Origin of the sequence: Bifidobacterium catenulatum DSM 16992 = JCM 1194 = LMG 11043, from assembly GCF_001025195.1 — a bacterium.
Classification (GTDB): Bacteria; Actinomycetota; Actinomycetes; order Actinomycetales; family Bifidobacteriaceae; genus Bifidobacterium; species Bifidobacterium catenulatum.
The window spans coordinates 1191087-1215143 of record NZ_AP012325.1; the positions used below are offsets into that span (position 1 = coordinate 1191087).

Annotated in this window: 22 protein-coding genes; 5 read left to right on the plus strand and 17 right to left on the minus strand. The window is 57.1% G+C overall.

What is annotated here, in order from left to right; translation table 11 throughout:
* Positions 1–63 precede the first annotated feature (63 nt).
* The 3 genes from BBCT_RS05170 to BBCT_RS05180 are packed head-to-tail and all read left to right on the plus strand — an operon-like array spanning position 64 to position 2083.
* The gene (locus BBCT_RS05170) at positions 64–441 is read left to right on the plus strand and encodes a GntR family transcriptional regulator (RefSeq protein ID WP_003834663.1); all 378 of its coding nucleotides are present in this window, start codon (positions 64–66) and stop codon (positions 439–441) included.
* A complete protein-coding gene (locus BBCT_RS05175; protein ID WP_003834661.1) occupies positions 438–1370 on the plus strand; it encodes an ABC transporter ATP-binding protein in 933 nt (310 codons plus the stop codon). Before BBCT_RS05170 ends, BBCT_RS05175 begins: the two co-directional genes overlap by 4 nt.
* Entirely contained in the window at positions 1367–2083 is a 717-nt protein-coding gene (locus tag BBCT_RS05180) for an ABC-2 transporter permease (RefSeq protein ID WP_003834659.1), read from the plus strand. The genes BBCT_RS05175 and BBCT_RS05180 overlap by 4 nt, the downstream gene beginning before the upstream one ends.
* Positions 2084–2180: 97 nt before the next feature.
* Here the strand turns inward: BBCT_RS05180 and BBCT_RS05185 are convergent, their stop codons facing one another.
* The 3 genes from BBCT_RS05185 to BBCT_RS05195 form a co-directional block, all read right to left on the minus strand.
* A complete protein-coding gene (locus BBCT_RS05185) occupies positions 2181–2852 on the minus strand; it encodes an HAD family hydrolase (protein ID WP_003834658.1) in 672 nt (223 codons plus the stop codon).
* 82 nt (positions 2853–2934) lie between these two features.
* Positions 2935–4641, minus strand: a complete 1707-nt coding sequence (gene recN / locus BBCT_RS05190) for a DNA repair protein RecN (RefSeq protein WP_003834656.1) — start codon at positions 4639–4641, stop codon at positions 2935–2937.
* Positions 4642–4649: 8 nt separating this feature from the next.
* The gene (locus BBCT_RS05195) at positions 4650–5588 is read right to left on the minus strand and encodes an NAD kinase (protein ID WP_003834655.1); all 939 of its coding nucleotides are present in this window, start codon (positions 5586–5588) and stop codon (positions 4650–4652) included.
* Positions 5589–5854: 266 nt separating this feature from the next.
* Here BBCT_RS05195 and BBCT_RS05200 point away from each other — a divergent pair, with 266 nt between their 5' ends.
* Together BBCT_RS05200 and BBCT_RS05205 are read left to right on the plus strand one after the other, a co-directional pair.
* The gene (locus BBCT_RS05200) at positions 5855–7318 is read left to right on the plus strand and encodes a potassium transporter TrkG (protein ID WP_003834650.1); all 1464 of its coding nucleotides are present in this window, start codon (positions 5855–5857) and stop codon (positions 7316–7318) included.
* A 72-nt stretch (positions 7319–7390) separates the two neighbouring features.
* Positions 7391–8044 (plus strand): potassium channel family protein, encoded by a 654-nt coding sequence (locus tag BBCT_RS05205; RefSeq protein WP_003834648.1) that lies wholly within the window; start codon positions 7391–7393, stop codon positions 8042–8044.
* Between the two features lie 119 nt (positions 8045–8163).
* Here the strand turns inward: BBCT_RS05205 and BBCT_RS05210 are convergent, their stop codons facing one another.
* From BBCT_RS05210 to argC, 14 genes are all read right to left on the minus strand, one after another.
* Positions 8164–8946 (minus strand): TlyA family RNA methyltransferase, encoded by a 783-nt coding sequence (locus BBCT_RS05210; RefSeq protein WP_003834643.1) that lies wholly within the window; start codon positions 8944–8946, stop codon positions 8164–8166.
* Between the two features lie 10 nt (positions 8947–8956).
* Positions 8957–9991: an HAD-IIA family hydrolase gene (locus tag BBCT_RS05215; RefSeq protein WP_003834640.1), complete on the minus strand. Its 1035-nt coding sequence runs from the start codon at positions 9989–9991 to the stop codon at positions 8957–8959.
* Between the two features lie 5 nt (positions 9992–9996).
* Positions 9997–11823: a putative RNA-binding protein gene (locus BBCT_RS09320; protein WP_033513069.1), complete on the minus strand. Its 1827-nt coding sequence runs from the start codon at positions 11821–11823 to the stop codon at positions 9997–9999.
* An 83-nt stretch (positions 11824–11906) separates the two neighbouring features.
* Positions 11907–13214: a tyrosine--tRNA ligase gene (gene tyrS, locus BBCT_RS05225; protein ID WP_003834635.1), complete on the minus strand. Its 1308-nt coding sequence runs from the start codon at positions 13212–13214 to the stop codon at positions 11907–11909.
* Between the two features lie 358 nt (positions 13215–13572).
* Positions 13573–14376, minus strand: coding sequence for a putative ABC transporter permease (locus BBCT_RS05230; protein WP_003834632.1), 804 nt, complete (start codon positions 14374–14376; stop codon positions 13573–13575).
* Between the two features lie 12 nt (positions 14377–14388).
* Positions 14389–14898: an HD domain-containing protein gene (locus tag BBCT_RS08885; RefSeq protein WP_080788588.1), complete on the minus strand. Its 510-nt coding sequence runs from the start codon at positions 14896–14898 to the stop codon at positions 14389–14391.
* Positions 14899–14931: 33 nt separating this feature from the next.
* Positions 14932–16419, minus strand: coding sequence for an argininosuccinate lyase (gene argH / locus BBCT_RS05235; RefSeq protein WP_003834628.1), 1488 nt, complete (start codon positions 16417–16419; stop codon positions 14932–14934).
* Between the two features lie 109 nt (positions 16420–16528).
* Positions 16529–17785 carry an argininosuccinate synthase gene (locus BBCT_RS05240; RefSeq protein ID WP_003810287.1) on the minus strand — a complete coding sequence of 419 codons (1257 nt, stop codon included), beginning with the start codon at positions 17783–17785 and terminating at the stop codon, positions 16529–16531.
* A 77-nt stretch (positions 17786–17862) separates the two neighbouring features.
* Positions 17863–18378: an arginine repressor gene (argR, locus tag BBCT_RS05245; RefSeq protein WP_003834626.1), complete on the minus strand. Its 516-nt coding sequence runs from the start codon at positions 18376–18378 to the stop codon at positions 17863–17865.
* Positions 18378–19346 carry an ornithine carbamoyltransferase gene (gene argF, locus BBCT_RS05250; protein ID WP_033513286.1) on the minus strand — a complete coding sequence of 323 codons (969 nt, stop codon included), beginning with the start codon at positions 19344–19346 and terminating at the stop codon, positions 18378–18380. The genes argR and argF overlap by 1 nt, the downstream gene beginning before the upstream one ends.
* A 50-nt stretch (positions 19347–19396) precedes the next feature.
* The gene (locus BBCT_RS05255) at positions 19397–20692 is read right to left on the minus strand and encodes an acetylornithine transaminase (protein ID WP_003834623.1); all 1296 of its coding nucleotides are present in this window, start codon (positions 20690–20692) and stop codon (positions 19397–19399) included.
* Positions 20682–21638 (minus strand): acetylglutamate kinase, encoded by a 957-nt coding sequence (argB, locus tag BBCT_RS05260; protein WP_003834622.1) that lies wholly within the window; start codon positions 21636–21638, stop codon positions 20682–20684. The genes BBCT_RS05255 and argB overlap by 11 nt, the downstream gene beginning before the upstream one ends.
* Before the next feature lie 10 nt (positions 21639–21648).
* On the minus strand, positions 21649–22821 hold the full coding sequence (gene argJ / locus BBCT_RS05265) for a bifunctional glutamate N-acetyltransferase/amino-acid acetyltransferase ArgJ (protein WP_003834620.1): 1173 nt from the start codon (positions 22819–22821) through the stop codon (positions 21649–21651).
* Positions 22818–23912, minus strand: a complete 1095-nt coding sequence (gene argC / locus BBCT_RS05270) for an N-acetyl-gamma-glutamyl-phosphate reductase (RefSeq protein WP_003834618.1) — start codon at positions 23910–23912, stop codon at positions 22818–22820. Before argC ends, argJ begins: the two co-directional genes overlap by 4 nt.
* Positions 23913–24057: the final 145 nt, after the last annotated feature.

Below are 24057 nucleotides of genomic sequence, written 5' to 3' on the forward strand. Positions count from 1 at the left end.
TGCATCTAACTGTTCAGCTGGGAGATATATCACCTACGAAACATACAGAAAAAGAGGCACAGATTGAAGCTGATCATCTCATCCGTGTCCGGAGAACCGATTTACGAGCAGATCAAGAACCAAATCAGGTCCGCGATCATGTCGGGTGAGCTTATGGCAGGCGAGGCGCTTCCCTCACTGCGCAAGCTCGCCAAGGAACTGCGCGTCAGCGTGCTCACCGTGACCAGAGCGTATAACGAACTGGCTGACGAGGGGCTCGTGGAGAACGTGCAGGGCAAAGGCACGTTCGTGATGGAACGAGGCAACGAACTCATGAGGGAACGTGCGCGCGAACACATCATGGACAAGCTCCGTGAAGTTTCCATCGAGGCCAAAGCCGCCAACATCAGCCTGCTTGATCTGCTTGGCATGTTCGAGAAAGCATACAGGGAACAATCATGAACGATTCCTCACTCCCCCAAGGGACACGACCAACCTTGGCCTTGAGCGTAACCGGATTGACGAAGCATTATGATTCCGGCTTCACATTAGATGACGTGACCTTCGACCTGCCGTCCGGCTACATCATGGGTCTGGTCGGTCCGAACGGCGCCGGCAAATCCACGTTGATCAAACTGATCCTCAATATGACCACGCGAGACGCGGGACGAATCGAAGTGCTCGGCCTTGACGCGATGGCCGATGAGGAGCGGGTCAAAGAGCAGCTGGGCGTAGTGCTCGACAGCAGCTATTTTATCGAATACATGACGGTCGACGCGGTGGAACGGACAAGCAGACCAATGTACCCGCTGTGGGACCACAATCTGTTCGACACATACCTCAGACAGTTCGGACTCGGACGGAACAAGAAGATCAAGGACCTGTCGCGCGGCATGCAGATGAAGCTCATGCTCGCCGTGGCGTTGAGCCACGATGCGAAACTGCTGATTCTCGACGAGCCGACCAGCGGTCTGGACGTACTGTCCCGCGACGAGCTCATGGACATCCTGTCCGATTATGTTGCGGATGGCGAACACAGCGTAATCTTCTCCACGCATATCACCGCCGATTTGGAGCGTTGCGCGGATTTCCTCACGTATATCACGCACGGCATGCTGTATTACAGCGGGCCGAAAGACGAGTTCGAAGACGCGTTCCGTCTGATCAAGGGCGGGCCGGATGAGCTTACGGATGGTCTACAGCGGGCAATGGTCGGCATCCGCACATACGCAACTGGCTTCGACGCGTTGGTCCGCACGCAGGACATCCCACACATCGGCAGCACCGACGGTCTCCTGACACAGCATGCTTCGATTGAGGATGTGATCAGACTGACCAATGCCACGGAACATACGGCAATCAGTAATACCAACGAAGGAGACGTACGATGAATACGACAGCGAACGCGGACGCCATGACCGCCATCCTTAGGCAGATTTCCTTGGACCGGAACCGCACCATCAGCTACGGGCGGTCGTACATAGCCATCTTCTTCGCGTACGTTCCAGGTTTCACATGCCTGATGGCGGCCACAGGGTCCACTCTCGACAGCGTTGCGGGAGCCGCCATCGGCGGGGCGGCCTCCGGCTTCCTGATGCTTAATATCACCCTGTTCTCCTATGAACAAATGAACAACCATCATTGGATGAACGGCATCGTGCCCATCAACCGCAACCACCAGATCCTCGGACGATTCGCATTCCTTATCGCCTGCGATCTGGTGGCGGGATTGGAAGTGGCCGTCAGTATCGCCTGCGCCGGCATCATCATGCACGAGCCAGTTAAAGTAACGGATGCGATCGGCCTCGCCGCGATGACCGTGCTGACCCTCGTGCTACTCAACGCCATCGTGCAGCCGTTCCTGTACCGATTCTCCCCTTATCGTGCCATGGCCGCCATTATTCTGAGCATCGGCGTGATCGTGGGCACGGTCATCGGACTGCGCAAGGCATTGCCGGAATTCGGAAAGACCGTCGAACAGCTGGCCGAGGCGATCAGCCGGCACCAAGCCATTGCATTAGCGGCATTCTTGATCATCGACGTACTCGCCTTGGCGTTCTCCAGCAAGATATCGCTGCATATTTACGGTAGCAAGGACATCTGAACCGAGCCAGCCGGCAGACTCTTATGGAGAACGGATTTGGGGTCTTCCGAATCAACGGAAAGCCCCAAATGCATGTATCCCCGTACGACACCGGTTCCTACAATACGGCAGGCGCGTCGTGGAAGTCGAATATGACACCGTCCGCCAGAGCGCAAATCGCCGGCCAATCGGCATCGGACGAATCGTCATGCATGGCCCACACTCGCATGCCGACGGACTTGGCCGAGCGCATGCCGACGAGCAGATCCTCGAATACGGTGCAGTCGGTCGGCTCGAGGCCGAGCCTCGACGCGGCCAGCAGGTACACGTCCGGCCTGTCCTTGCCGATATCGCCCGCGTCGTCGACGCTGACCACCTCGTCGAAATAATCGAAAATGCCGACATGCCTCATAGCCGGCTCTCGCAGCATCGGTGGCAATGATGTAGCCACGGACAGTTTCGCCCCGCTCGCCTTCAACGTTGCCAGGTATTCACGCGCGTGCGGCTTGGCTTCTACCACCGTGGAGTACATGACGCGCGCCATATGATCCCACTCCTCCATCAGCTCCTCAGGAGTGTCCGACAGGTTGAAGCGTGCGATCGTGTATTCGGCGATCTGCCGGAACTGCATGGCGGCGACCTTCTGCATGTAGTCGTCCGGCACTTCGAATCCACGCTTGGCTAGAAAATCGACATCCACCTGGTCCCACACGCCCATGGAGTCGAGCAACGTGCCGTCAAGATCGAAAATGGCACCTTTACCTTGGTTGCTCACGTTTTCCTGCGTCATGTCAACTCCTTTGATGGTCGTATTTTTCGATTTTCTGTTTTGCGATTAATTTTGCGACTTGCCTGCGATTGCCGGCCACGGGTCAATCAAGCACGGACGATTTGAGCAGTTCCTCGGCATGTTCCAGCGACGCTTCGCTTTCACTGCCGGAGAGCATGCGGGCGATTTCGTGCACACGCGCCTCTCCACGCACTTGATTGATGGTGGTGGCGATTGATCCGTCATCCGTTTCACCTTTGGCGACCACGTACTGCTCGTCCGCCCAAGACGCAACCTGTGGCAAATGGGTAACGACAATGACCTGCGCGGATTGAGCGAGTTTCGCCAATCGCGCACCAAGCTCCACCGCGGTTTTGCCTCCGACGCCCGCGTCGACCTCGTCGAAAATGAACGTCATGGGAGGTACGGAACCGCCCGCCACCACATGTTTTTCCGCCGCAACGAGTTCAAGCGCGAGCATGAGCCGGCTCAGCTCGCCGCCGGACGCGCTTTTGCCCATCGGCATTTGCGGCGAACCCGGGAACGGCGTGAATAAAAAATCGATGCCGTCAGCGCCGGAAGCGTCCAAATGTTCACGTTCCGATACACAGATCTCTAGTTTCGATCCGCTCATGGCAAGAGATTCGAGTTCCGCAGTGACTTTGGCGGCAAGTTCCTTCGCGGCAGCGATACGCCTTTTGCTTACCGCACGCGCCGCCTTCAACGCTTCACCGAACAGTTTTTCACGTTCCGCCTGCAATTGACTAACTTTTTCTGGAGACGCGTCCAGATCCTCCAAGTCGAACACCGCTTGATCTCGCCACGCAATCACGTCCGACAATTCCGGGCCCCAACGACGAACCAATTCGTCAAGCTCATGAATCCGCCCGTTGATGGCGTCCAAGTCTTCCATGCCGAGATCATTGTCGACTTCGCCCGACAAGGTGAACACCACATCAGACAAATCAGTGCTGATGGAATCGAGTCGATCGGCCAATTCCGAAAACACGCCGTCCACGTGAATGGCACGAAGCGCCTGCGACGCGCGATCAATCAAATCGGTGGCGCTGGATGATTCAACATCGTCAACAACCTGCGAAGCATCCAACGCGCTCAACGCGCGGTTCACGCCTTCGGCGATCTCAGCCGCGTTCTCAATGCGATCACGGCGAGCACGCAACTCGGCCATCTCCCCCGGCTGCGGATCGATGCGGTTGATTCGTTCGATGGACTCGCGCAGGTAGTCCGCCTGCTGACGCATGGACGATTCCTGACTCGACAATCGTTCCAACCGCTCATCCATGGCACGAAGCGCGTTCCAAGTCTTGCCGTATGCGGCCAACGCCACATCATCGCCGGCATAGCGGTCCAAAAACTCACGTTGCCGCGCCGAAGATGCGATACGCAACTGGTCGGCCTGACCGTGAATCGTCACCAATTCCGCCGCGATCGAGCCAAGCACGGAACGAGGCACGCTGCGACCAGACAGCATGCTGCGGGAACGCCCGGAAGCAGGCACCTTGCGAGACAGGAATAGTTCCCCATCCTCAGGTTCGAAACCCGCCTCATGCGCCGCGGCAACCGCCGCCGGCGATGAGGCGACCTCGAACACGCCCTGTGCCCATGCTTCGTTCGCTCCGACCGATACACGGCCGCCGTCAGAAGGACCGCCGGAAATCAGCCGAATCGCACTCAACAGCATCGATTTGCCGGCACCCGTCTCACCGGTGATCGCCGTCATACCGCCGGCAGGCGCGATCAGCGCAGAACGGATCGGCCCAAGATTATGAATCTCAAGTTCTTCAAGCATCAGTGTTTTTACTCGTTCGCTTCTTTATCTTCCGGAAACACATGCCCATGATGCACTTCCCCGGTTTTACGCGCCTGCTCGCGCCAACCTACAACAGGAAGATCGAATTTCGTGACCAAACGGTTCGTGAACGGCACGCCGGAAAGACGGGCCAGACGCAATGTGCTCTTCGATTCGCGCACCTCGACCCTAGTGCCCCGCGGCAACGCGCATTGGCGACGGCCATCGCAGCAGATCCAACCGTCCGACGTGGAATCCTCGAGAATATCAATGGCGAATGTGGAACCGGAACCAATAATCAACGGGCGCGCGAACAGGGCATGGGCGGCCAACGGCACCAACTGCAACGCTTTCACGTTCGGCCACATGATCGGCCCTCCGGCGGAAAACGCGTATGCGGTGGAACCGGTCGGAGTCGACACGATCACGCCATCGCAACCGAAAGAGCTCATTTCCACATCATCCACACGAATCGACAGTTCGACCATTTTGCCACGGTCGGCACGCTCCAACGTGATGTCATTCAACGCCCAATCCTCAATCGGCTCGCTTGCCCCCGGCAGCCACACATCGACATGCGCGATCATGCGTTCGTCAATGGAATAATCATGCTCGGCAACCCTGCGGATCGCCTCACTCATCTGAAAGCTTTCAAACTCCGCCAAAAAGCCGACATGCCCCAAGTTAACGCCAAGAATCGGCACACTGGTACAGTGCACCAGTTCAGCCGCTCGAAGAATGGTGCCATCCCCGCCGAGCACCACCACAATCTCAGTGCGTTCGGAAACCACCGGCGGCTGCTTGCCAAAATCCGGCGCCTCGATATTGTCAATGATCGACACTTCGAAACCGGCCTGGGTCAGCTGCTCGACAGCCTCCTCAACCACCGTGCCACTCTCCCTCAGACGACTATGCGTCACCACCACCGCATGACGGGTACCGAACATCGTTAATCCCTTTCCAGCAAAGGAAACGCCCTATGGAAAACGCCCATGAAGACGTCACCGACCTCCAGTGTAATCGAACAAATGAACGAAAACCGGCAATGCGCGTCGAAAACATGCCAAAATCCGCGAAAACAACCCAAATCCGTCTCCAATGCAAGCCACGGATCAGGAATGTCGGCCGTCAAATAGCCTGTTAGTCACACATATGCTTACAATAGCTCACAGGAGCGAAGACCGAACTCATAAGAAAAGGAGAGAGGAACGGCATGTCAAACCTCGTCTTTGACGAGTCCTCCTCCAATCGTGAGGCCTCACATGGCTACGCATGGTGGTTCTCAGGAGATACTTTCGAGAAAGCCATGGCGGAAGACCGCAAGCCACGCAAACGAGGCCTCACGCGCCGACTCGTCAACCATCCAGGCCGTCTGACCATCTTCTACTTTCTGACGCTCGCAGTGTTGTCCACTACGTTGCTGATGACGCCCATCGCCACGCCGAAAAGCGAAACCACCACGTTCACCACCGCGTTCTTCACCGCAGTATCCGCCATTTCCACATGCGGCATCTCCATCGTCAACTCCACCACGCATTGGACCGCCTTCGGCCAAGGCGTGCTCATCTTCGCCGTACAGATGGGTGGCCTTGGCGTCATGACGTTCGCCTCCTTGATCGCATTGGCCGTGAACCACCATCTCAAGGCCACACAGCGCATGCTGACCGCCAACGAACTCGGCACTACGAAGCTCGGTGAAATCAAAGGCGTGCTCACCGTGGTCATCACCACCGCATTCGTCATCGAAGGCATCACATTCGTCGCATTGTTTCCCGGCCTCTACAAGGTCAACCACGGTAATGTGCGCCACACATTGTGGGAATCGCTGTTCTTCGCGGTCATGGCGTACAATAACGCCGGCTTCACCCCCGACGGAGCCGGACTGCATGTCAACAACTGGGCAGTCGGCCTGCCGATCCTGGCCAGTGCTTTCTGCGGAACCCTCGGCTTTCCGGTATTACTGAACCTGATGCGCTCCTGGCGCATGCGCCGTCCTCCGAAGCGCTGGAGCCTGCACACCAAGCTCACACTGACCACCACGTTCTGCATTGTAATCGCCTCGTTCACGTGGTTCCTGCTGATGGAATGGAACAACAAGCTACTGTTCGCCGGAGACGGCATCGAGCCGCGCCTCTGGCACGCCATGGTCGCGGCCGTCATGCCACGAAGCTCCGGATTTGACCTGTCGTGGATGCCAGGCGTCAGCGACGCAACCAAAATGTTCCTGTCCATCGTCATGTTCATCGGCGGCGGCAGCACCTCGACCGCAGGCGGCATCCGCGTCACCACGCTCGCAGTGATCCTGCTGACCTGTCGTGCCGCATTCACCGGACGCCACGACATCAACGCGTTCCACCGCCGCATCCACACACAGGCAGTTATGACCGCCGTGGCCGTAAGCACGGCATGTCTCACGCTGGTCACCGTGGTGTCGATGGCGCTGATGATCATCACCGGCTGCTCGCTGTGCGACGCACTGTTCGATACCTGCTCCGCGTTCGGTCTGGGCGGTTACTCAGTGGGCGTAGCCAGCGAAAGTAGCCCCACGGTGCTATACATTCTCGCCGCCACCATGTTCATCGGGCGTCTCGGACCGCTCACCATCGCCTACGCGATTTCACGTCCGCACAATCTCGAGGCCGTCCGCTACCCCACCGAGCAAATTGTGGTCGGCTGACGATACGGCTTCATATACTTGCAGTTGCCTGCAATCACACATGAAGACGGAATTTCGAAAGGTGCATAACACATGGCTAACAACACCAGAAGCGTTCTCGTAGTTGGTTTGGGGCGTTTCGGCAGCTCTGTGGCCACCACGCTCGACATGATGGGCCAAGATGTGCTCGCCGTCGACAAGGATGGCGAACTGGTGAACCGTTGGTCTTCGCAGATTCCCACCGTGCAGGCCGACATGACCGACGTGATGGCGTTGGAGCAGATCAACGCATCCGATTTCGACACGGCCGTCGTAGCCATCGGCGACAGCGTCGAAGCTTCCGTCATTACCGCCGGCAATCTGCTCGACGCCGGCATCTCCGACATTTGGGCCAAGTCCGTGTCGAAGGAACACGCCCGCATTCTGCAGCGCATCGGCGCACGCCACATCATCAACGCGGAAACCGATGCCGGCAAGCGTGTTGGGCATCTTGTGTCCGGCAACTATCTTGACTACATCGAGCTTGAAGGCGCATACAACGTCGTCAAAATCCATACCCCCGCGCATGTGGTCGGCTACACAATCGAAGACGCCCGCGTGCATGAACGTTTCGGCATCACCGTGGTCGGCATCAAATCGCCAGGCAAGGAGTTCGAATACGGTTCGAAAGAGCTCATCATGCACCGCAACGACGAGCTCATCATCATGGGCAAGCAGAATCAGATCGACCGGTTCCTACGCGGCTGACATGCTCTTTCCATACGGAAAAATCCGGAATTTCATAATCATGATTTCCGGATTTTCTTTTACTTATCTTATTTGCCTTGCTTACACTGCAAACACGGTTTTCTCGATCAGCCACTGTTTCACTGCATGACCGCGTACAGCAGATATTCGATATTGCCATGCGTGCCTTCAATGGGAGATACTGTTGTGGCGCGCACGTCAAGCCCGTTGCGTTCCGCACATGCCACGACGGATGTCAACGCCCGTTCGCGTAATTCCCGGCTTTCGACAATCCCGTTTTTCCCAAGGTTGCCTTTGCCGACCTCGAATTGCGGTTTGACCAGCAGCACAATCTGCGCCTGCGGTGCGGCGATTCTTGCGATTACGGGAATCACATATGTCAAAGAAATGAACGACACATCGGAAACAATCATTTCCGGACGATACGGCAAATCATCCGCATACACATCGCGGATATTGACGCCGCTCATCTCGATAATACGATCGTCATACGCGATTTTCGGGTCTAACTGTCCATGGCCGACATCCAATGCGATGACCTGCGCGGCATCATTACGCAACAACACGTCACAGAAACCTCCGGTGGACGCGCCAATATCCAAGCAATGCAATCCCTGCGCCGAACGCAATCCTGCGTCGGCGAACCGTTCGAACGCGCCGACCAGCTTGTATGCGCCCCTGGAAACGTAATCGTCTCCCCTATCGACTGTGATGATGTCATCGCAGCCGACTTTCGTTGACACCTTGGTGATGTCAACACCGTTCACACTGACTTTGCCGTCCGCGATCAGACGTTGCGCTTTGGAACGACTGCCGATCAGCCCTCGTTCCAACAACGCAACATCAAGACGAACTACTTGAATGGAATCACTGTTTCGCAATGGTTTTCCAATAATCGGCATGAACTGTCCGCTAGGAAATACGGAATTCCGGAACGATGACGCCACTCACGTCACGCCCGCTGTCAGCAGCGGACCACATGGCGCTGCATGCGGCACGCAACCCGTCGACGCTGGTGACGTCGGTGACATACAGACGGTCGCCGTCAACACGAGCCTTTGCATCGCGGCACCGCCATGCACCCTCATCGTGCACCACTTCAGGAGCGGACTCGTTGAGGCCGCGCAGATCCTTGGCGATGTAGGTTGGGCGAAGATGCGCCGGCGCGAGCATGAGTTCGTTTGGATTAGTGACACCGGTCAACACCGCAAGGGAATCATATCCGCCACGATTGCCTGCCTCGATATCGGTGTCGAGACGGTCTCCAATGGCGAGGCACAGTTCCTTGGCCACCGGATCGTCACCATCATGGGCCGCGAGAACACGCGCTTCATCATACATGGCGGATTCCGGCTTGCCTGCGGACGAAACCGGTTCCACACCGGTGGCGTTGATCACCGCCATGATCATGGAACCGCATCCCGGCGCGATGCCAAGCTCGCGGGGAATGGTCAGATCGCGATTGGTCACGAAATAGGTTGCGCCATGCTCGACTGCATAAGCGATCTGCGCCATCTCATTCCATGACATGTCGGGATACCAGCCTTGAATGGCGGCAACCGGCTGCTCTTCCGCACGATCGACGACCTCAAGTCCCTGCTTGGACACTTCCTCACGTAGATGCTGGGCACCAAGCACGAATACCTTCGAGCCTTCAGGCACGGCACGAGCCACCATGCGTGCTGCGACAACCGACGAGGTAATGACCTGCCATGGTTCGACTTCCAGATCGAACCCTTTCAGCTGATCTGCCACCACGGCCTGCAATCTGGACGAATTGTTGGTGGTGTATTCCACCGTCATGCCCGAAGATTCGGCCTTGCGAATGTTCTCGGCGGCATGTTCCACAGGGTTCTTGCCGCGATAAACCACACCGTCAAGATCAAGCAGCGCCAGCTTATATGCCTCGCTGAGCGGTTGATTCGTGGACTTCAGCATGTGGGCCATGCACCTCACTTGTTGTTTTTGGAGGCTTCGGAAGATTCCTCGGCCTCATCTTCGGCGCTGTAAGATTCGCCTTCCGCGATTTCATCCGCTTCGTCGGCTTCGGATGACTCAGCGTCGGCCTGAGTCGCCGGCTCGTCATCGGATTCCGCGCCAGCCTCCGCCTCCTCGGCCTCAAGCTGGGTTTCATCGCTGGTTTCGCCGTTCTCATCGATGGCTTCGGATTCGCCTTCCTCATCCTCAGGATCTTCCGGAGCATACTGCGCGTCATCTTCGGAGATGCCAAGCACGTCCATGAGTTCGTCGTTCAGCTCCTGCATGTCGTATTCGACAACAAGATCATCGGAAGTCTCATCGTCCTCAACATCGGCATACTGCAGTTCGAGCTTGTCAAGCAGACGATCCAATGCGATGGCCTCATCGGTACGACCGGCCTCTTCAAGGAAGTACTGTTCGGCCTGCACCGCACGCATGCGGTATTCGCCGGCCAATCCCTTGGAACGGCCCAGCGTATGCACGATCTCAATGGCCTTGTCCCACATCTTCAAGTCGCCCAAGGCACCCGCGTAAACCAAGAACATTTCAGCTTTAGCTTCGCCGCGCAGATACTTGGCGTCGTCGCTCACCGCCACTTCGATGGCCTTCTTCGGCTCGCCAACGCCACGCTCGCAGTCGGCGATGAACGGCAGGTAATCCAAGAAGCCGTTCATACGGAACGCGGTGCGGAACTCGCGCAATGCAAGCTTATAATCACCCTGACGGTATGCCACGAAGGCTAGCGTCTCACGGGCGAAATCGATGCGGGAAGCCTGACGCGCCACCCACTTGGCGTGTTCGAGAGCCAGTTCCGGATTGCTTTCCTCAAGCGTGTATGCGGCAAGAATGTGCAGACCGATGTTCTCCGCATGCTCCTTTGACAGTCCACGCAGGCGTTCACGATCGTCGGTGGTGAGCATGCGCCATTCGATACCCTTCGGCATCTTCGGCTCGTCAGGACGACGATGCGTGTACGGATTCTGAGAGGGGAAGCTCATCGTGCCATCGGAATTGCGGCGCGGCTTGGCCATGTACTCGCCACGCTTCTCCTCACGGTAAGCCACCTTCTCCTCACGGGTGAACTCGCGACGTTCCTCACCCTGCTGCTGGTCACGATCCTTGTGGAAGTCGCGACGCTGGTCGTCATGACGGAAATCCTTACGATCACCATCACGGAAATTGCGGCGGCCGCCGTCACGACGATCATTGCCACGGTGGTCATCGCGGCGGAAGTTACGGCGATCACCGTCACGGTGGAAGTCCTTACGATCACCGTCACGGTGGAAGTCACGACGCTCACCATCACGGTAGTTGCGGTGTTCACCGTCACGACGGAAATCCCTGCGATCGTTGTCGCGGCGGAAGTTACGGCGATCACCATCGCGACGGAAGTCCTTACGATCACCGTCACGACGATCGTCACGACGGAAACCGGAACGCTCGCCATCGCGCTGATAGCGCGGATTGTCTCCACGACCGCCACGATAACCGCGATGATCGTCACGACGCTCGCCGTCACGGTTGAACTTGCGCGGACCGTTATGGAAGCGGCGCTCCTGGCCTTCCCCCTCACCGTCACGACGGAAATCGCGGTCGCGGTGGAAATTGCCGCCATTGCCTTTGCGATATCCGCCCTTATGGTCGTCGTTATGGAAGCCTCCGGCCTTGTGGCCGTAGGACTTGCCGCCATTGCCACGCGGCTTGAATCCCTTGCCGCCGCGATTGCCCGGCTTGCCCGAGCCGTAGGACTTGTGGTTGCCGTAGGACTTACCGCGCGATCCGCGCTGTTCTTCTGCCATGCTGTTCCTTATATTCCTTGTATTCCTTGAGGATGATCTTTGTTGTTCTTCGCTTACGTTTGATTGCGCCGCTCGCGATCGCCTCACGCGTTTTCGACGACGCCAAGGGCCTTCTTGCCACGACGGATCAATGCGAAACGACCATGCAGGAAATCGTTTTCGTTCAAAATCTGCTCCTCGTCTTCAACACGGGTGTTGTTCAGATACACGCCACCGGCCTTAATCGTCTTGCGCGCTTCGGAAATCGACTTGAACAGTCCGGCCTTCATGCCGGCTTCCGCCACACGGTCGCCCACCGCGGCCTTGGCGAACTCGTCGTCGATCTTCACGCCGTCAAGAGCTGCTTCAAGCGTAGACTCGTCAACGCCTGCAAGATCGCCACCACGGCCGAACAGCGCACCGGCCGCCTCAATGGCCTGTCGGGTGGCTTCCTCACCATGAACCAGACTGGTGACCTCCCAAGCCAAGGTGCGTTGTGCCTCACGCGCGCCCGGATTGGTCTTGCTCTCCTCCACAAGACGTTCGATCTCCACCTTCGGCAGGAACGTGAACACCTTCAGCAGGTTCTCCATCTCGCTGTCGGGACGGTTGAACCAGAACTGGTAGAACTTGTACGGGCTCAGCATGGTTCCGTCGAGCCAAACGGCGTTACCCTCGGACTTGCCGAACTTCTTGCCCTGAGCGTCGGTGATGATCGGACTGGTGAACACGTTCACATCCACGCCACGTACCTTGTGGATCAGGTCAAGACCGGACGTGAGGTTGCCCCACTGGTCGGATCCGCCAAGCTCAAGCACGCAATGGTATTCGTCGAACAGGTGCAGGAAGTCGTTGCCCTGCAGCACCTGGTAGCTGAACTCGGTGAAGGAAATGCCATCTTCGGAATTCAATCGACGGGCAACGGTGTCTTTGGCGAGCATAGTGCCCAAACGGAAGTTCTTACCAACGTCACGCAGGAAGTCGATGACGTTCATGGAGGCAGTCCAATCGTAATTGGACACAAAACGAACCGGGTTGCTGCCTTCCACTTCGAGAATGCCGCCGATCTGCGCCTTCAGACGCTCAGCCCAACCAGCCACGACGTCTTTCGGATTGAGCGTACGTTCGCCCGATTGGCGAGGATCGCCGATCAAGCCGGTGGCACCGCCTACCAGAGCGATCGGATGATGGCCCGCTGCCTGAAGGTGACGCATGTTGATGAGCTGCACCAAATTGCCGATATGCAGAGAGGCAGCAGTCGGGTCGAAACCGCAATAATAGGAAATGGGATCTCCGTTCAACGCTTCGGCGAGTCGATCCCTGTCAGTGGACTGGGAAATCAACCCGCGCCATTCCAGTTCATCGAGGACGGACTCGAAACCGGCCTCCTTGAAATCGATGACGTGAGCCATAGCTGTGTTTTCTCCCTATTGAATTGCGGATGATACTGCGTTTTACGCATCCTACAGTTTCGCAGAAGATGAAGACAGGCACACGCGGTGTTTTTGCCATCATCCATCAACCATCGTGCATACAAGTAAAGTTAGAAGGAGAATCCCCATACCAAGACGGGAGATATCTGCATGGACCGCAAAGGCATGAAGGTTGCGGCTAAGAAAACCCAGAGAAAACATTATTGGATGATAGTCGTCATTTGTCTGTTCGCTTCGGTGTTCGGTGTTGCATACACGTCATCGACGCTCTCGGTCAATATCTCGCCTGTCGTTCTTTCGAGCGGCAGGCGATTTCATGTCGTTGCTTATTGCGCGATTATTTGCGACGCAGCATTTCGTGCAGAGTTTCGATGATCTTGCTGTATTTGATGGAATCCGTGAAACGCAGGCGTGGGAATGCGTTGATCATACGACGCTGCTGCTTGTTCAGGATAGATGTGGCAGTGGCCTGCATATTGGCAAGAATCTCCTGCGAAGAGTCCGACCAATCCTGAACCTTGTCTTGTACCTTGTCACGGAATTTGTCTCGGAAAACGTCCGTGCCCCATTGCAGAGAATCGCCGGCCTTCTCCGCATATGCCTGCACGGTTTCGCTGAACTTCGCAAGATTATCGGCCAAATCGATGATGCCGAGCACTGTGATAATGGTATCCGCGACGATAAGCGCCATGAAAATCACACACATCCAATGCACCGCAGGCAAAGGAATCATCTGCGTGACACGATTCACTTCAGGCTGTATCACATCGGTGATGAGCACACCCAGCAAACCGAACACCACCGCTCCAAGCAGACAAATGCGCCCTTGAATGTTGAATCGGCGATGACTGTAATCCCACCACCGCGCGTGGAATAGCTTTTCCATGCCCCATGACGTGACGTATTCAAGCATGCATGCGCCAATCGAGGAGATGAGAAAAACAGCGAAGGGATTATGCAGATCATGCAGTAACACAATCGCAAGAACGGCTCCACAACCGTAGATCGGACAGATGGGACCATTCAGGAAACCACGATTCACCAAGCGACGTTCCGAAACGGACACAAGAATCGACTCGTATACCCATCCGGCAAATGAATAGAACAGAAACCATAAGAACAGGTATTCCAACAGGAGCATGCCTTTGAGCCGTCACTTTCCACTTATGCACGTATTGGTTTTCGTCTTATAAAAGCGGTCAAAGCTGAACGTCTCCCGTGTGGCGCTGATCTTATCTGCGATAGTCACCAAATACCCTTCAAGATACCGAGGCGGTATCGGTGTCAAAGGAAACATATGGTTCTCAATGCTGTCACGTTCCACTCTATTGAGATGGAAATCGCGCATGGCATTGCGCATGGCGGTGCCACCATGGGTGAAACCATGCATACGATGCCGGCCACCATCATGAGCATGCCAGTCGTATAGAAAATAATCATGCAGCAAAGCGGCGCGAATCAACGAATGCAAATTCACCCTATGCCATAAGTGCAGCCTGTCTGCGATCCATACGGTCAGACAGGCCACACGAATGGAATGCGCAAACGTGGTGACCACGCCATGCTGGTAACAAACTCTTTCGATCTGCATATGCTCATGACACAGTATTTCCTGGCCGTGAAGTCGAACAAGCTGCTGTATCTGCGTTCGTGTCAGTGGCACCGCTTTGCCTTTGTTTATGTATTGTTGCTGTAGTTACTTAAGCAATGATTCCGGCGTCTTATATGCCGGGCCATCACTGACGGAGTTTGCGAAGGCACGCAGCTGTTCAATGGCGGTTTTCGCGGAAACGATCTGCTCGCGCACACGCAGCGGAGACGTACCTCCCTTGCCATTGCGAGCGGAAACCGAGCCTTCGGTGGACAGCACTTCGCGCACTTCAGGCGCCTTGTCGGCCGGAAGGAATTCCTTGAAGACCTCGACAAAGTCATCGTCAGTCAGGTCCCACAGTTCCTGGCCGCGGTCTTCGGCGATCTTCACGCATGCGCCGGAAAGCTCATGCGCATGGCGGAACGGCACTCCGTTCTTAACGAGCCATTCGGCGATGTCGGTGGCGAGGGCGAAACCGGTCGGGGCTTCTGCTTCGAGGCGTTCCTTGTTGAAGACCATGGTGCCGACCATGCCGGTGAACGCGGGAAGGAGCACTTCCAGCGTGTCGACCTGATCGAATACGGCTTCCTTGTCTTCCTGAAGATCACGCGCATAAGCGGTGGGTAGGCCCTTCAGCGTGGTGAGCAAACCGGCCAGATCGCCGATGAGACGTCCGGACTTGCCTCGTGCAAGTTCTGCGATATCCGGGTTCTTCTTCTGCGGCATGATGGACGATCCAGTGGAATAGGCGTCATCAAGGCGCACGAACGCGAATTCCTGGGTGTTCCAGATGATGATTTCTTCAGACAGTCGGCTGATATCGACGCCTACCATGGCCGCAATGAATGCGAATTCGGCGACCAGATCACGGCTGGCGGTGCCGTCGATGGAGTTCGCGGTCACCTTGGAGAAACCAAGTTCGCGGGCCACGGCCACCGGCTCCAAGCCAAGGGTGTTGCCGGCGAGAGCGCCGGAACCATACGGGCTTGCGTCGATGCGCTTGTCCCAATCGGCAAGACGTTCCACATCGCGCAGCAGCGGCCACACGTGAGCCATCAGCTGGTGTGCGAGCAATACCGGCTGGGCGTGCTGCATGTGGGTGCGGCCCGGCATGACAGTGCGTCCAGCCTTTTCGGCCTGTTCGGTCAGTGTCGCGGCGAGGCCGAGCAGCATTTTGGCGATGACGCGGCTGTGGCGACGGAGCCACATGCGGATCAGTGCGGCGATCTGGTCGTTGCGAGAACGGCCGGCGCGGAGCTTGCCTCCAAGTTCGTCTCCGGCAATCTGCAGCAGTCCACGTTCCAATGCGGTGGCTTCGTCCTCATCGTCTTCGATTGGAGCAAATGCACCGGAATCCACACGACGCTGCAGCTCGTCGAGAGCATCTTCCATACGCTGCAGCTCGTCAGCGGTCAACAGTCCCGCGCGTCCGAGCGCACGGGCGTGGGCGCGTGAGCCTGCGATATCGTCGTCGGCAAGACGCCAATCGAATTGGGTGGACTTGCTCAGTCGCGCGAGTTCCGGAGACGGGCCGGACTTGAAACGGCCGCCCCACAGGGCGAGGTGTTCACCATTGGTTGTGCTCTCGGTCATTGTTACTTCATTCTCCTTGCAGATATGGCTGAGGGAGAGAATACCAGTCAGGATAGTCCTAACGGTACACTCTCCCCCATTATCGAGACGATTTGGTGTAAAAACCCGCTTACTCGACGCTGTTTTCCGGAACCTCGATTCCATTGCCGAACTTGACGTCGCGGGCTGCGGCCACACGGCTCGGCAGACCGTAGATGTCGATGAAGCCGTTGGACGACTTCTGATCGAAGCTGTCGCCGGAATCGTAGGTGGCCAGATTGTAGTCATACAGCGAGGTGTCGGAACGACGACCGGTCACGACGGCGCGGCCACCATGCAGAATCATGCGGATTTCGCCGGAAACATACTTCTGGGTATCTTCGATGAAGGCGTTCAGGGACTGCGTTGCCGGGGAGAACCACTGCGCATCGTAGACTAGTTCGGCCCAGCGCTTGTCGATATCACGCTTGATGCGATGCTGCTCGCGTTCGAGGCAGCAGTTTTCGAGTTCCTGGTGGGCGGTGATCAGTGCGATAGCGCCCGGAGCCTCGTACAGCTCGCGGGACTTGATGCCGACCAGACGGTCCTCGATCAGATCGATACGTCCGATGCCCTGTGCGCCTGCGCGACGGTTCATCTCTTCGATGGCCTGCAGCGGAGTAACGTCGTGACCGTCGATCTTGACAGGGATGCCCTGCTTGAATTCGATGACGACCTCATCTTCGACCGGCGGGAATGCCGGATCGTCGGTGTAAGAGTAGCAGTCCTTGGTTGGGCCGTTCCACGGATCCTCAAGGAATCCGGTTTCGATGGCACGGCCCCACACGTTCTGGTCGATGGAGAACGGGCTCTTCTCGGTCTGCACGATCGGAAGCTTGTGCTCCTTAGCGAATGCAATCTCGACGTCGCGCGTCAGCGACAGGTCACGGATCGGGCTGATGGCCTTCAGCGTCGGGTCGATGGAGGAGATGGACACCTCGAAACGGACCTGGTCGTTGCCCTTGCCGGTGCAGCCATGGGAGATGGTGTCGGCGCCGAACTGGTGGGCGGCGCGCACAAGATGCTTGGAGATGAGCGGGCGGGAAATGGCGGAAACCAGCGGATACACACCCTCATATAGGGCGTTGGCCTTCAGCGCCTTCATGCAGTACTCATTGGCGAACTCGTCGCGGGCGTCTACCACATACGCTTCAACGGCACCGCAGGCAAGCGCACGCTGCTTGATGGTTTCGAGGCTTTCGCCACCCTGGCCGACGTCGAGGGATACGGCCACGACATCCTTGCCGGTGCGTTCCTTCAGATATGAAATGGCGACGGAGGTATCCAGACCACCGGAGTACGCCAGAACGAGACGATTTTGATCGCTCATGGTTTCCCTTTCTAACATCAAACGTTATTCATCAGTATATGCAATGCTCTGTATATTTATGCATATATGGTGCGTCGTGTCCACTATATGGCTATTCAGCCTTTGGACACAACGTCCAACAGCCATTGCGCACGCTGTTTCGCATAATCGTCATCGGCACAGATCACCATGACGGTATCGTCCCCGGCAATGGTGCCGAGCACTCCGTCGATGGGCTGCTTGTCAACCACACTTGCCACATACTGAGCCGCGCCAGACGGCGTGTGGACCACCACCAGATTCCTGGCCGCAGCGACCGAAGTGACTAATCCGGAAAGCACACGGTTCATCTGCTGTTCCGTTTTTGCATCAGGATTGGCCGATGCGGCTTCTTCCGGCTGTTTGCCCAGCGCATAGGCCACGGTTCCGTCAGCCAAACGGGTTTTGATGGCATGGATCTCGTCGAGATCGCGGCTCAAGGTGGCCTGGGTCACTTCGATGCCCTGATTTGCGAGAATCTGCGACAATTGCGATTGCGAGGTGACGATGCGCGTCAGCAACGCCTGCTCGATGGCGCTCAATCGAGCAGCCCGTGTGGCAGGGCGTTGCAGCGCAGGCGTTTGGTCCGCCATCAGGCCAGCAGGCTTTCATCGCCGCGGGCCTTGCCGGCAAGCCAAGTCAGCAGCGCCTTCTGCGCATGCAGACGGTTACCGGCCTCATCCCAAACCACGGACTGTGGTCCGTCGATGACTTCGGAGGTGACCTCCTTGCCACGGTATGCAGGCAGGCAATGCTGGAAGATGGCATCTTCCTTGGCGTAAGACATGAGATCGGCGTTCACCTGATAATCCCAGAACGGCTTGGAACGGATGGAGTATTCCGATTCTTCGCCCATGGAAACCCACGTGTCGGTGAACACGCAGTCAGCGCCGGCGACCGCTTCCTTCGGGTCCGTGGTCACCAGCACGGACCCGCCGGTTTCGGATGCGATGGCTTCGGCATCGGCAACGATCTGCGGATCCGGCAGATAGCCGTTCGGGCCTGCAACGCGTACGTTCATGCCGGCCACGGCACCGCCGAGAAGGTAGGAGTTTGACATGTTGTTGGCCGCATCACCGAGGTAGGCGATGGTTTGGTTCTTCAGATTGTCGACGCCCCCACGATGCTCGGCAATGGTCTGGAAGTCGGCAAGAATCTGGCAAGGGTGGAATTCATCGGTCAAAGCGTTCACCACCGGATGGGTGGAATACTTCGCCATTTCCTCCACACGATCCTGACCGAAGGTGCGCCACACCACACCATAGGCCATGCGGTCAAGTACACGTGCGGTGTCTGCCACCGGTTCGCCACGGCCCAGCTGGGATCCGGACTTGTCGATGACCAGCGGATAGCCGCCCAGTTCGGCAACGCCAATGGAGAAGCTGGAACGGGTTCGGGTGCTCGGCTTGTCGAAGATCACCGCGATGCCCTGCGGTCCGGCGAACGGCTGATGGTAGAAACGGTTGTTATGGAATTTGATGGCAAGTTCGAGAACCTGCTTCTGCTCTTCATGGTTGAGATCGTCATCGCGCAACATGTGACGCAATTCAGGAGTTGCCATTGCTGGCTCCTTTCAAAAGATTTCCGGTTCGTTGTGATTGGCGGCTATGTTCAGTCGTTGGGAAGATCCGTGGGGATCTTCGCGAGGATGGAGATGGCCTGATCAATATCCTGTTCGGTCACCACCAACGGAGGGACAAGACGAAGCGCATCCGGCGCCACCGCGTTGACAATCAGACCGTGCTCCAACACCCAATTCATCGCCGCATGCGCGCATGGATGGGCAAGTTCGACCGCATCGAGCAAGCCACGTCCACGCACGGAGACGAAGAGCGGATTACCGCAAGCCATGATGCCGTCACGCAATTGCTGGCCACGCGCCTCGGCGTTGGACACAAGGCCGTCTTCCTCAATGGTTTCCAACGTGGCCAACGCGGCGGCCGCTCCGAGAGGATTGCCCGCAAAGGTGGAGCCGTGGGATCCTGGGGTGAACAGCGCGGAAAGCTTGGCGCCGAAAGAGATCATGCCACCCATCGGGAAACCGCCTGCAACGCCCTTGGCGAAGGTTACGATATCCGGAACCACTCCGCCCGCAAGATCCTCACGCTGGAATGCGAACCAGGATCCGGTGCGCCCGATGCCTGTCTGGACCTCATCGATGATGAGCAACGCATTGTTGTCGTCGCACATCTGACGGGCCTTCTTCACGTAGTCGGCACCAAGCGGGCGCACGCCGGCCTCACCTTGAATCAGCTCCATGATGACGGCTGCAACAGGACCCTTGCCATATTTGCCGGGACCGGTTTCGGCAAACGCGTCATGCAACGCGGCATCGTCACTAGCTTCGACAAATTCGATATTGGGAACCAGCGGCTCGAACACTTCTCGGATAGCGGGCTTCCACGTTGCGGACAGCGCGCCCATGGTACGCCCATGGAAACCGTGGGTCATGGCGATGATACGTGCCGGCTTTCCGCCAATGGCAGGCGATGCGCCCGGTAAGGTGCGGCCATACAGTTTGGCGAGTTTCAATGCCGCCTCGTTACCTTCCGCTCCGGAGTTGCCGAAATACACATGCGATCCCTCGGGAGCGCCTGCAAGCTCAATGAGCTTCGACGCCAGTTTGATCTGCGGCTCCGTAGCGAAGTAGTTGCTCACATGGGCGGCTTTAGCGGCCTGCTCGCTGATGGCCTTCACCCATTTCGGATGGGCGTAGCCGAGCGCGTTCACTGCGATGCCCGCAAGGAAGTCGAGGTATTCATTGCCATCGACGTCCCAGATATGCGCGCCTTTGCCATAATCCATAACGCGCAGAGGCGTGCCGAACACGTTCATGTGCACCTGGGAGTACTTCCCCAGCCACTTGGCGTCCTCACTGCCGAGGTTTTCCAACTGTTCAGTTGCCATACGAGCTCCTCATTTCAATACCGTCTTCGGGAACGACCATGGTTCCAATGCCGTCTGTGGTGAAAATCTCATTCAGGATGGAATGCGGCTTGCGTCCGTCGATAATGTGGGCGCGCGGCACGCCTCCGTCGATGGCCCTGACACAGGCCTCCATCTTGGGGCGCATGCCGCTTTCCAAATCCGGCAGCATATCGCGTAGGTTCTCCACGCCGATACGTCCGATCAGAGAGTCCCTGTCTGGCCAATCGGCGTACAGGCCATCCACATCAGTCAACACGACCAGCTTGCTGGCGCCAAGAGCGGCCGCAAGCGCCGCAGCCGCGGAATCGGCATTCACATTCAACACTTCGGTAGCATCATCCTCATTTGGAGCCACCGAGGACACGACAGGGATGCGTCCGGCATTGATCAGATCCTCAACCGCGGATGCGTCGACGCTCACCACGTCGCCAACCAAACCAATATCGGTTGGAGAGCCATTGATGATCGGTTTGCGCTGCATGGCGGAAAAGAGCGCACCATCTTCGCCGGAAAGACCGACCGCGAACGGACCATGGGCGTTGATCAATCCGACAAGTTCACGGGAAACCTTGCCCGTCAAAACCATACGCACCACTTCCATGGCCTCCGGCGTGGTGACCCTCAGGCCTCCCTTGAATTCCGACTTAATGCCCAAAGCCTTAAGCATGTGAGAAATCTGCGGACCTCCGCCATGCACCACAACCGGATGCAAGCCGACCTGTCGCAGAAACACCATATCTTCAGCGAAACAGGCCTTGAGATGATCGTCGATCATCGCATTGCCGCCATATTTGATGACGATGCGCTGTCCAGCGAATTCCTCAAGCCATGGCAGTGCCTCGATTAGCACTTCCGCCTTTTGGTCGGCGCGCAAATCGGTATGCACGTCAAAATGGAATCCAGGTCCTTTGAGTTCCTTGGTCATTACCGTTCAATCAGCTTTCGTAATCTGCATTAATGTGTACGTATTCGTGGGTCAAATCGTCGGTCCAGACGGTCGCTTCCGCATTTCCCGCATGCAAATCGATGTCGATGTGCACCTCGCGCGGAGTCATATCGACTTCGGATCGGTCGCGTCCGGCTCCGCCGTTCTCACAGATACGCACGCCATTGACATCAACCGTGACTTTATTGGAATCGTATGGCGCGACTTCCGGTGGCACAGTGCCCAACGAGCTGACAATACGTCCCCAATTCGGGTCATTGCCGGAAATGGCGCATTTCAGCAAATTGGATGCCGCTACCGCACGACCGCAAGCAAGCGCCGCATCTTCCGTGGTGGCACCAGTCACCTTGACACGGATGTCATGGCTCGCGCCTTCACCATCGCCAATGATTTGGCGTGCCAGAGACGCCGTGGCCTGCGCTACGAGATCTTTGAATTCGTCCGGATCGGGTTCGATACCCGAAGCGCCGGATGCGAGCAGGAGCACCGTATCGTTAGTGGACATGCATCCGTCCACATCGATTCGGTTGAACGACATTTCCACTCCAGTATTCAACGCCGCCTGCAACTGGCCGGCGCTCACCACGGCATCCGTGGTGATGACGCATAGCATGGTGGCCAACTGCGGGGCAATCATGCCCGACCCCTTGACCATGCCTCCGATACGGAAGCCGTTGGAGCCTTCCAACTCAACAGTTTTCGGCTTGGTGTCGGTGGTCATGATGGCATGGGACGCATCCGCACCGGCCTGAGCGGTATCGGCAAGGGCCGCGAACGCTTTGCCTGCGCCAGAAAGCACATGGTCAAGAGGCAGAAGCTCACCGATCAGACCCGTGGAGCAGACCGCAACATCGCTGTCTTTGGCACCTACAAGCGCCGCGACCTTTTGGGCCGTGGCCTTGGACTGCTCATATCCCGGCTGGCCAGTGCATGCGTTTGCGCCTCCGGAATTAAGGATGACGGCTTTCACATGACCGTCGGCCACAATCTTGCGCGTCCACTGCACGGGAGCCGCGCAGAAACGATTCGAAGTGAACACTCCAGCAGCCGCATCCAGCGGACCGTTATTGACTACAAGAGCCAGATCCTTCTTGCCTTCGACTGCGGAAATACCGGCTTCCACGCCGGCCGCGGAAAAACCTTGCGCAAATGTTACACTCACGGTGCCACTCCAATCTTCGTCAATCCTGCATCTTCGGGAAGTCCCAGCGCCACGTTCAGTGACTGCACAGCCTGTCCTGCCGTGCCGCGGTTGAGATTATCGATGGCCGCGAACGCCAGCAGACGTCCGGCCTTATGATCAACCACCACTTGTATATGGGCGGCATTCGATCCGATGATGTTTCCGGTGGCCGGCATCACGCCTTCCGGAAGAACCACCATGAAATCCTGGTCCTTGTAAGCGTCAAGCCAAACCTGCCTGATCTGCTCGTCCGTCATCGTCAAAGCCTTGTCGGTGAGTTTAGCGGAGACCGTGGCGAGAATGCCTCGAGCCATCGGAGCGAGAATCGGAGTGAATCCCAACGTGAATTCACTTGCATCGGAAGCGTTCTTGCCTGCCGCATGGGCGAGATTCTGCAAAATCTCTGGAATATGGCGATGCGTGCCTCCCACTGAATACGGCAATGCGGATCCGAAGGCCTCTGCGGCCAGCAGGTTGGTACGCTTCAGATTCTTGCCGGCTCCGGAATAGCCGACCACCAAGTCAGCCACAATGTCGACTGGTTCGACAAGTCCTTGGGCCACACCTGGCTGGAGCGCTAGCGTGGTAGCGGTCACATTGCATCCCGGTCCCGCGATGCGTTTGGTTCCGGCAAGAGATTCGCGCTGCCTGATGTAGGAGCCGTCCGCCGCAATGCCTGTAATGAGCTCAGGCATGCCGTAAGTCCAGTGCTCATAGAAGTCGCCGCCGTAGAACTCATCCCATGCGGTTTTTTCCTCAAGCCTATGGTCGGCCCCCAAGTCCACCACCACGGCATTCGGATCAAGCTGCGAGGCCAATGCGCCGGATGCCCCATGAGGCAGGGCAAGAATAATGACATCATGCCCATTAAGCACTTCCGGAGTGGTGTCTTCCACCACAAGGTCGGCAAGTTGCGGAATATGCGGCATATGCTTGCCAAGCTTGTCACCAACGGATGAATGCCCGGCCACGCACGTCACTTCGAAATATGGATGGGCCGCAAGGATACGGAGGGCCTCGCCTCCTGCATATCCGGTCGCGCCGGCCACAGCTACTGTGTATTTGGCCATGTCTCGTCTCTTTTCATTGACTCACTGAAAACACATTCAGCATACACTTTATGCATTACATTGCATAATTATGCATTCATTTCGTGTCGCATAGTGGTCACTGCGTGACTATGACGATTATTAAAAGACCGGGAAACAGACCGAA

Bases quoted from the DNA above. Each gene is read 5' to 3' on its own strand.
- BBCT_RS05205 (WP_003834648.1), top strand. From the start codon at position 7,391: ATGGCTAACAACACCAGAAGCGTTCTCGTAGTTGGTTTGGGGCGTTTC.
- BBCT_RS05230 (WP_003834632.1), bottom strand. From the start codon at position 14,376: ATGCTCCTGTTGGAATACCTGTTCTTATGGTTTCTGTTCTATTCATTT.
- argB (WP_003834622.1), bottom strand. From the start codon at position 21,638: ATGACCAAGGAACTCAAAGGACCTGGATTCCATTTTGACGTGCATACC.
- argR (WP_003834626.1), bottom strand. From the start codon at position 18,378: ATGGCGGACCAAACGCCTGCGCTGCAACGCCCTGCCACACGGGCTGCT.
- BBCT_RS05200 (WP_003834650.1), top strand. From the start codon at position 5,855: ATGTCAAACCTCGTCTTTGACGAGTCCTCCTCCAATCGTGAGGCCTCA.
- BBCT_RS09320 (WP_033513069.1), bottom strand. From the start codon at position 11,823: ATGGCAGAAGAACAGCGCGGATCGCGCGGTAAGTCCTACGGCAACCAC.
- BBCT_RS05240 (WP_003810287.1), bottom strand. From the start codon at position 17,785: ATGTTAGAAAGGGAAACCATGAGCGATCAAAATCGTCTCGTTCTGGCG.
- recN (WP_003834656.1), bottom strand. From the start codon at position 4,641: ATGCTTGAAGAACTTGAGATTCATAATCTTGGGCCGATCCGTTCTGCG.
- BBCT_RS05255 (WP_003834623.1), bottom strand. From the start codon at position 20,692: ATGGCAACTGAACAGTTGGAAAACCTCGGCAGTGAGGACGCCAAGTGG.
- BBCT_RS05210 (WP_003834643.1), bottom strand. From the start codon at position 8,946: ATGCCGATTATTGGAAAACCATTGCGAAACAGTGATTCCATTCAAGTA.
- BBCT_RS05185 (WP_003834658.1), bottom strand. From the start codon at position 2,852: ATGACGCAGGAAAACGTGAGCAACCAAGGTAAAGGTGCCATTTTCGAT.
- argH (WP_003834628.1), bottom strand. From the start codon at position 16,419: ATGACCGAGAGCACAACCAATGGTGAACACCTCGCCCTGTGGGGCGGC.
- argC (WP_003834618.1), bottom strand. From the start codon at position 23,912: ATGGCCAAATACACAGTAGCTGTGGCCGGCGCGACCGGATATGCAGGA.
- BBCT_RS05175 (WP_003834661.1), top strand. From the start codon at position 438: ATGAACGATTCCTCACTCCCCCAAGGGACACGACCAACCTTGGCCTTG.
- argF (WP_033513286.1), bottom strand. From the start codon at position 19,346: ATGGCAACTCCTGAATTGCGTCACATGTTGCGCGATGACGATCTCAAC.
- BBCT_RS05215 (WP_003834640.1), bottom strand. From the start codon at position 9,991: ATGGCCCACATGCTGAAGTCCACGAATCAACCGCTCAGCGAGGCATAT.
- BBCT_RS05195 (WP_003834655.1), bottom strand. From the start codon at position 5,588: ATGTTCGGTACCCGTCATGCGGTGGTGGTGACGCATAGTCGTCTGAGG.
- BBCT_RS05180 (WP_003834659.1), top strand. From the start codon at position 1,367: ATGAATACGACAGCGAACGCGGACGCCATGACCGCCATCCTTAGGCAG.
- tyrS (WP_003834635.1), bottom strand. From the start codon at position 13,214: ATGGCTCACGTCATCGATTTCAAGGAGGCCGGTTTCGAGTCCGTCCTC.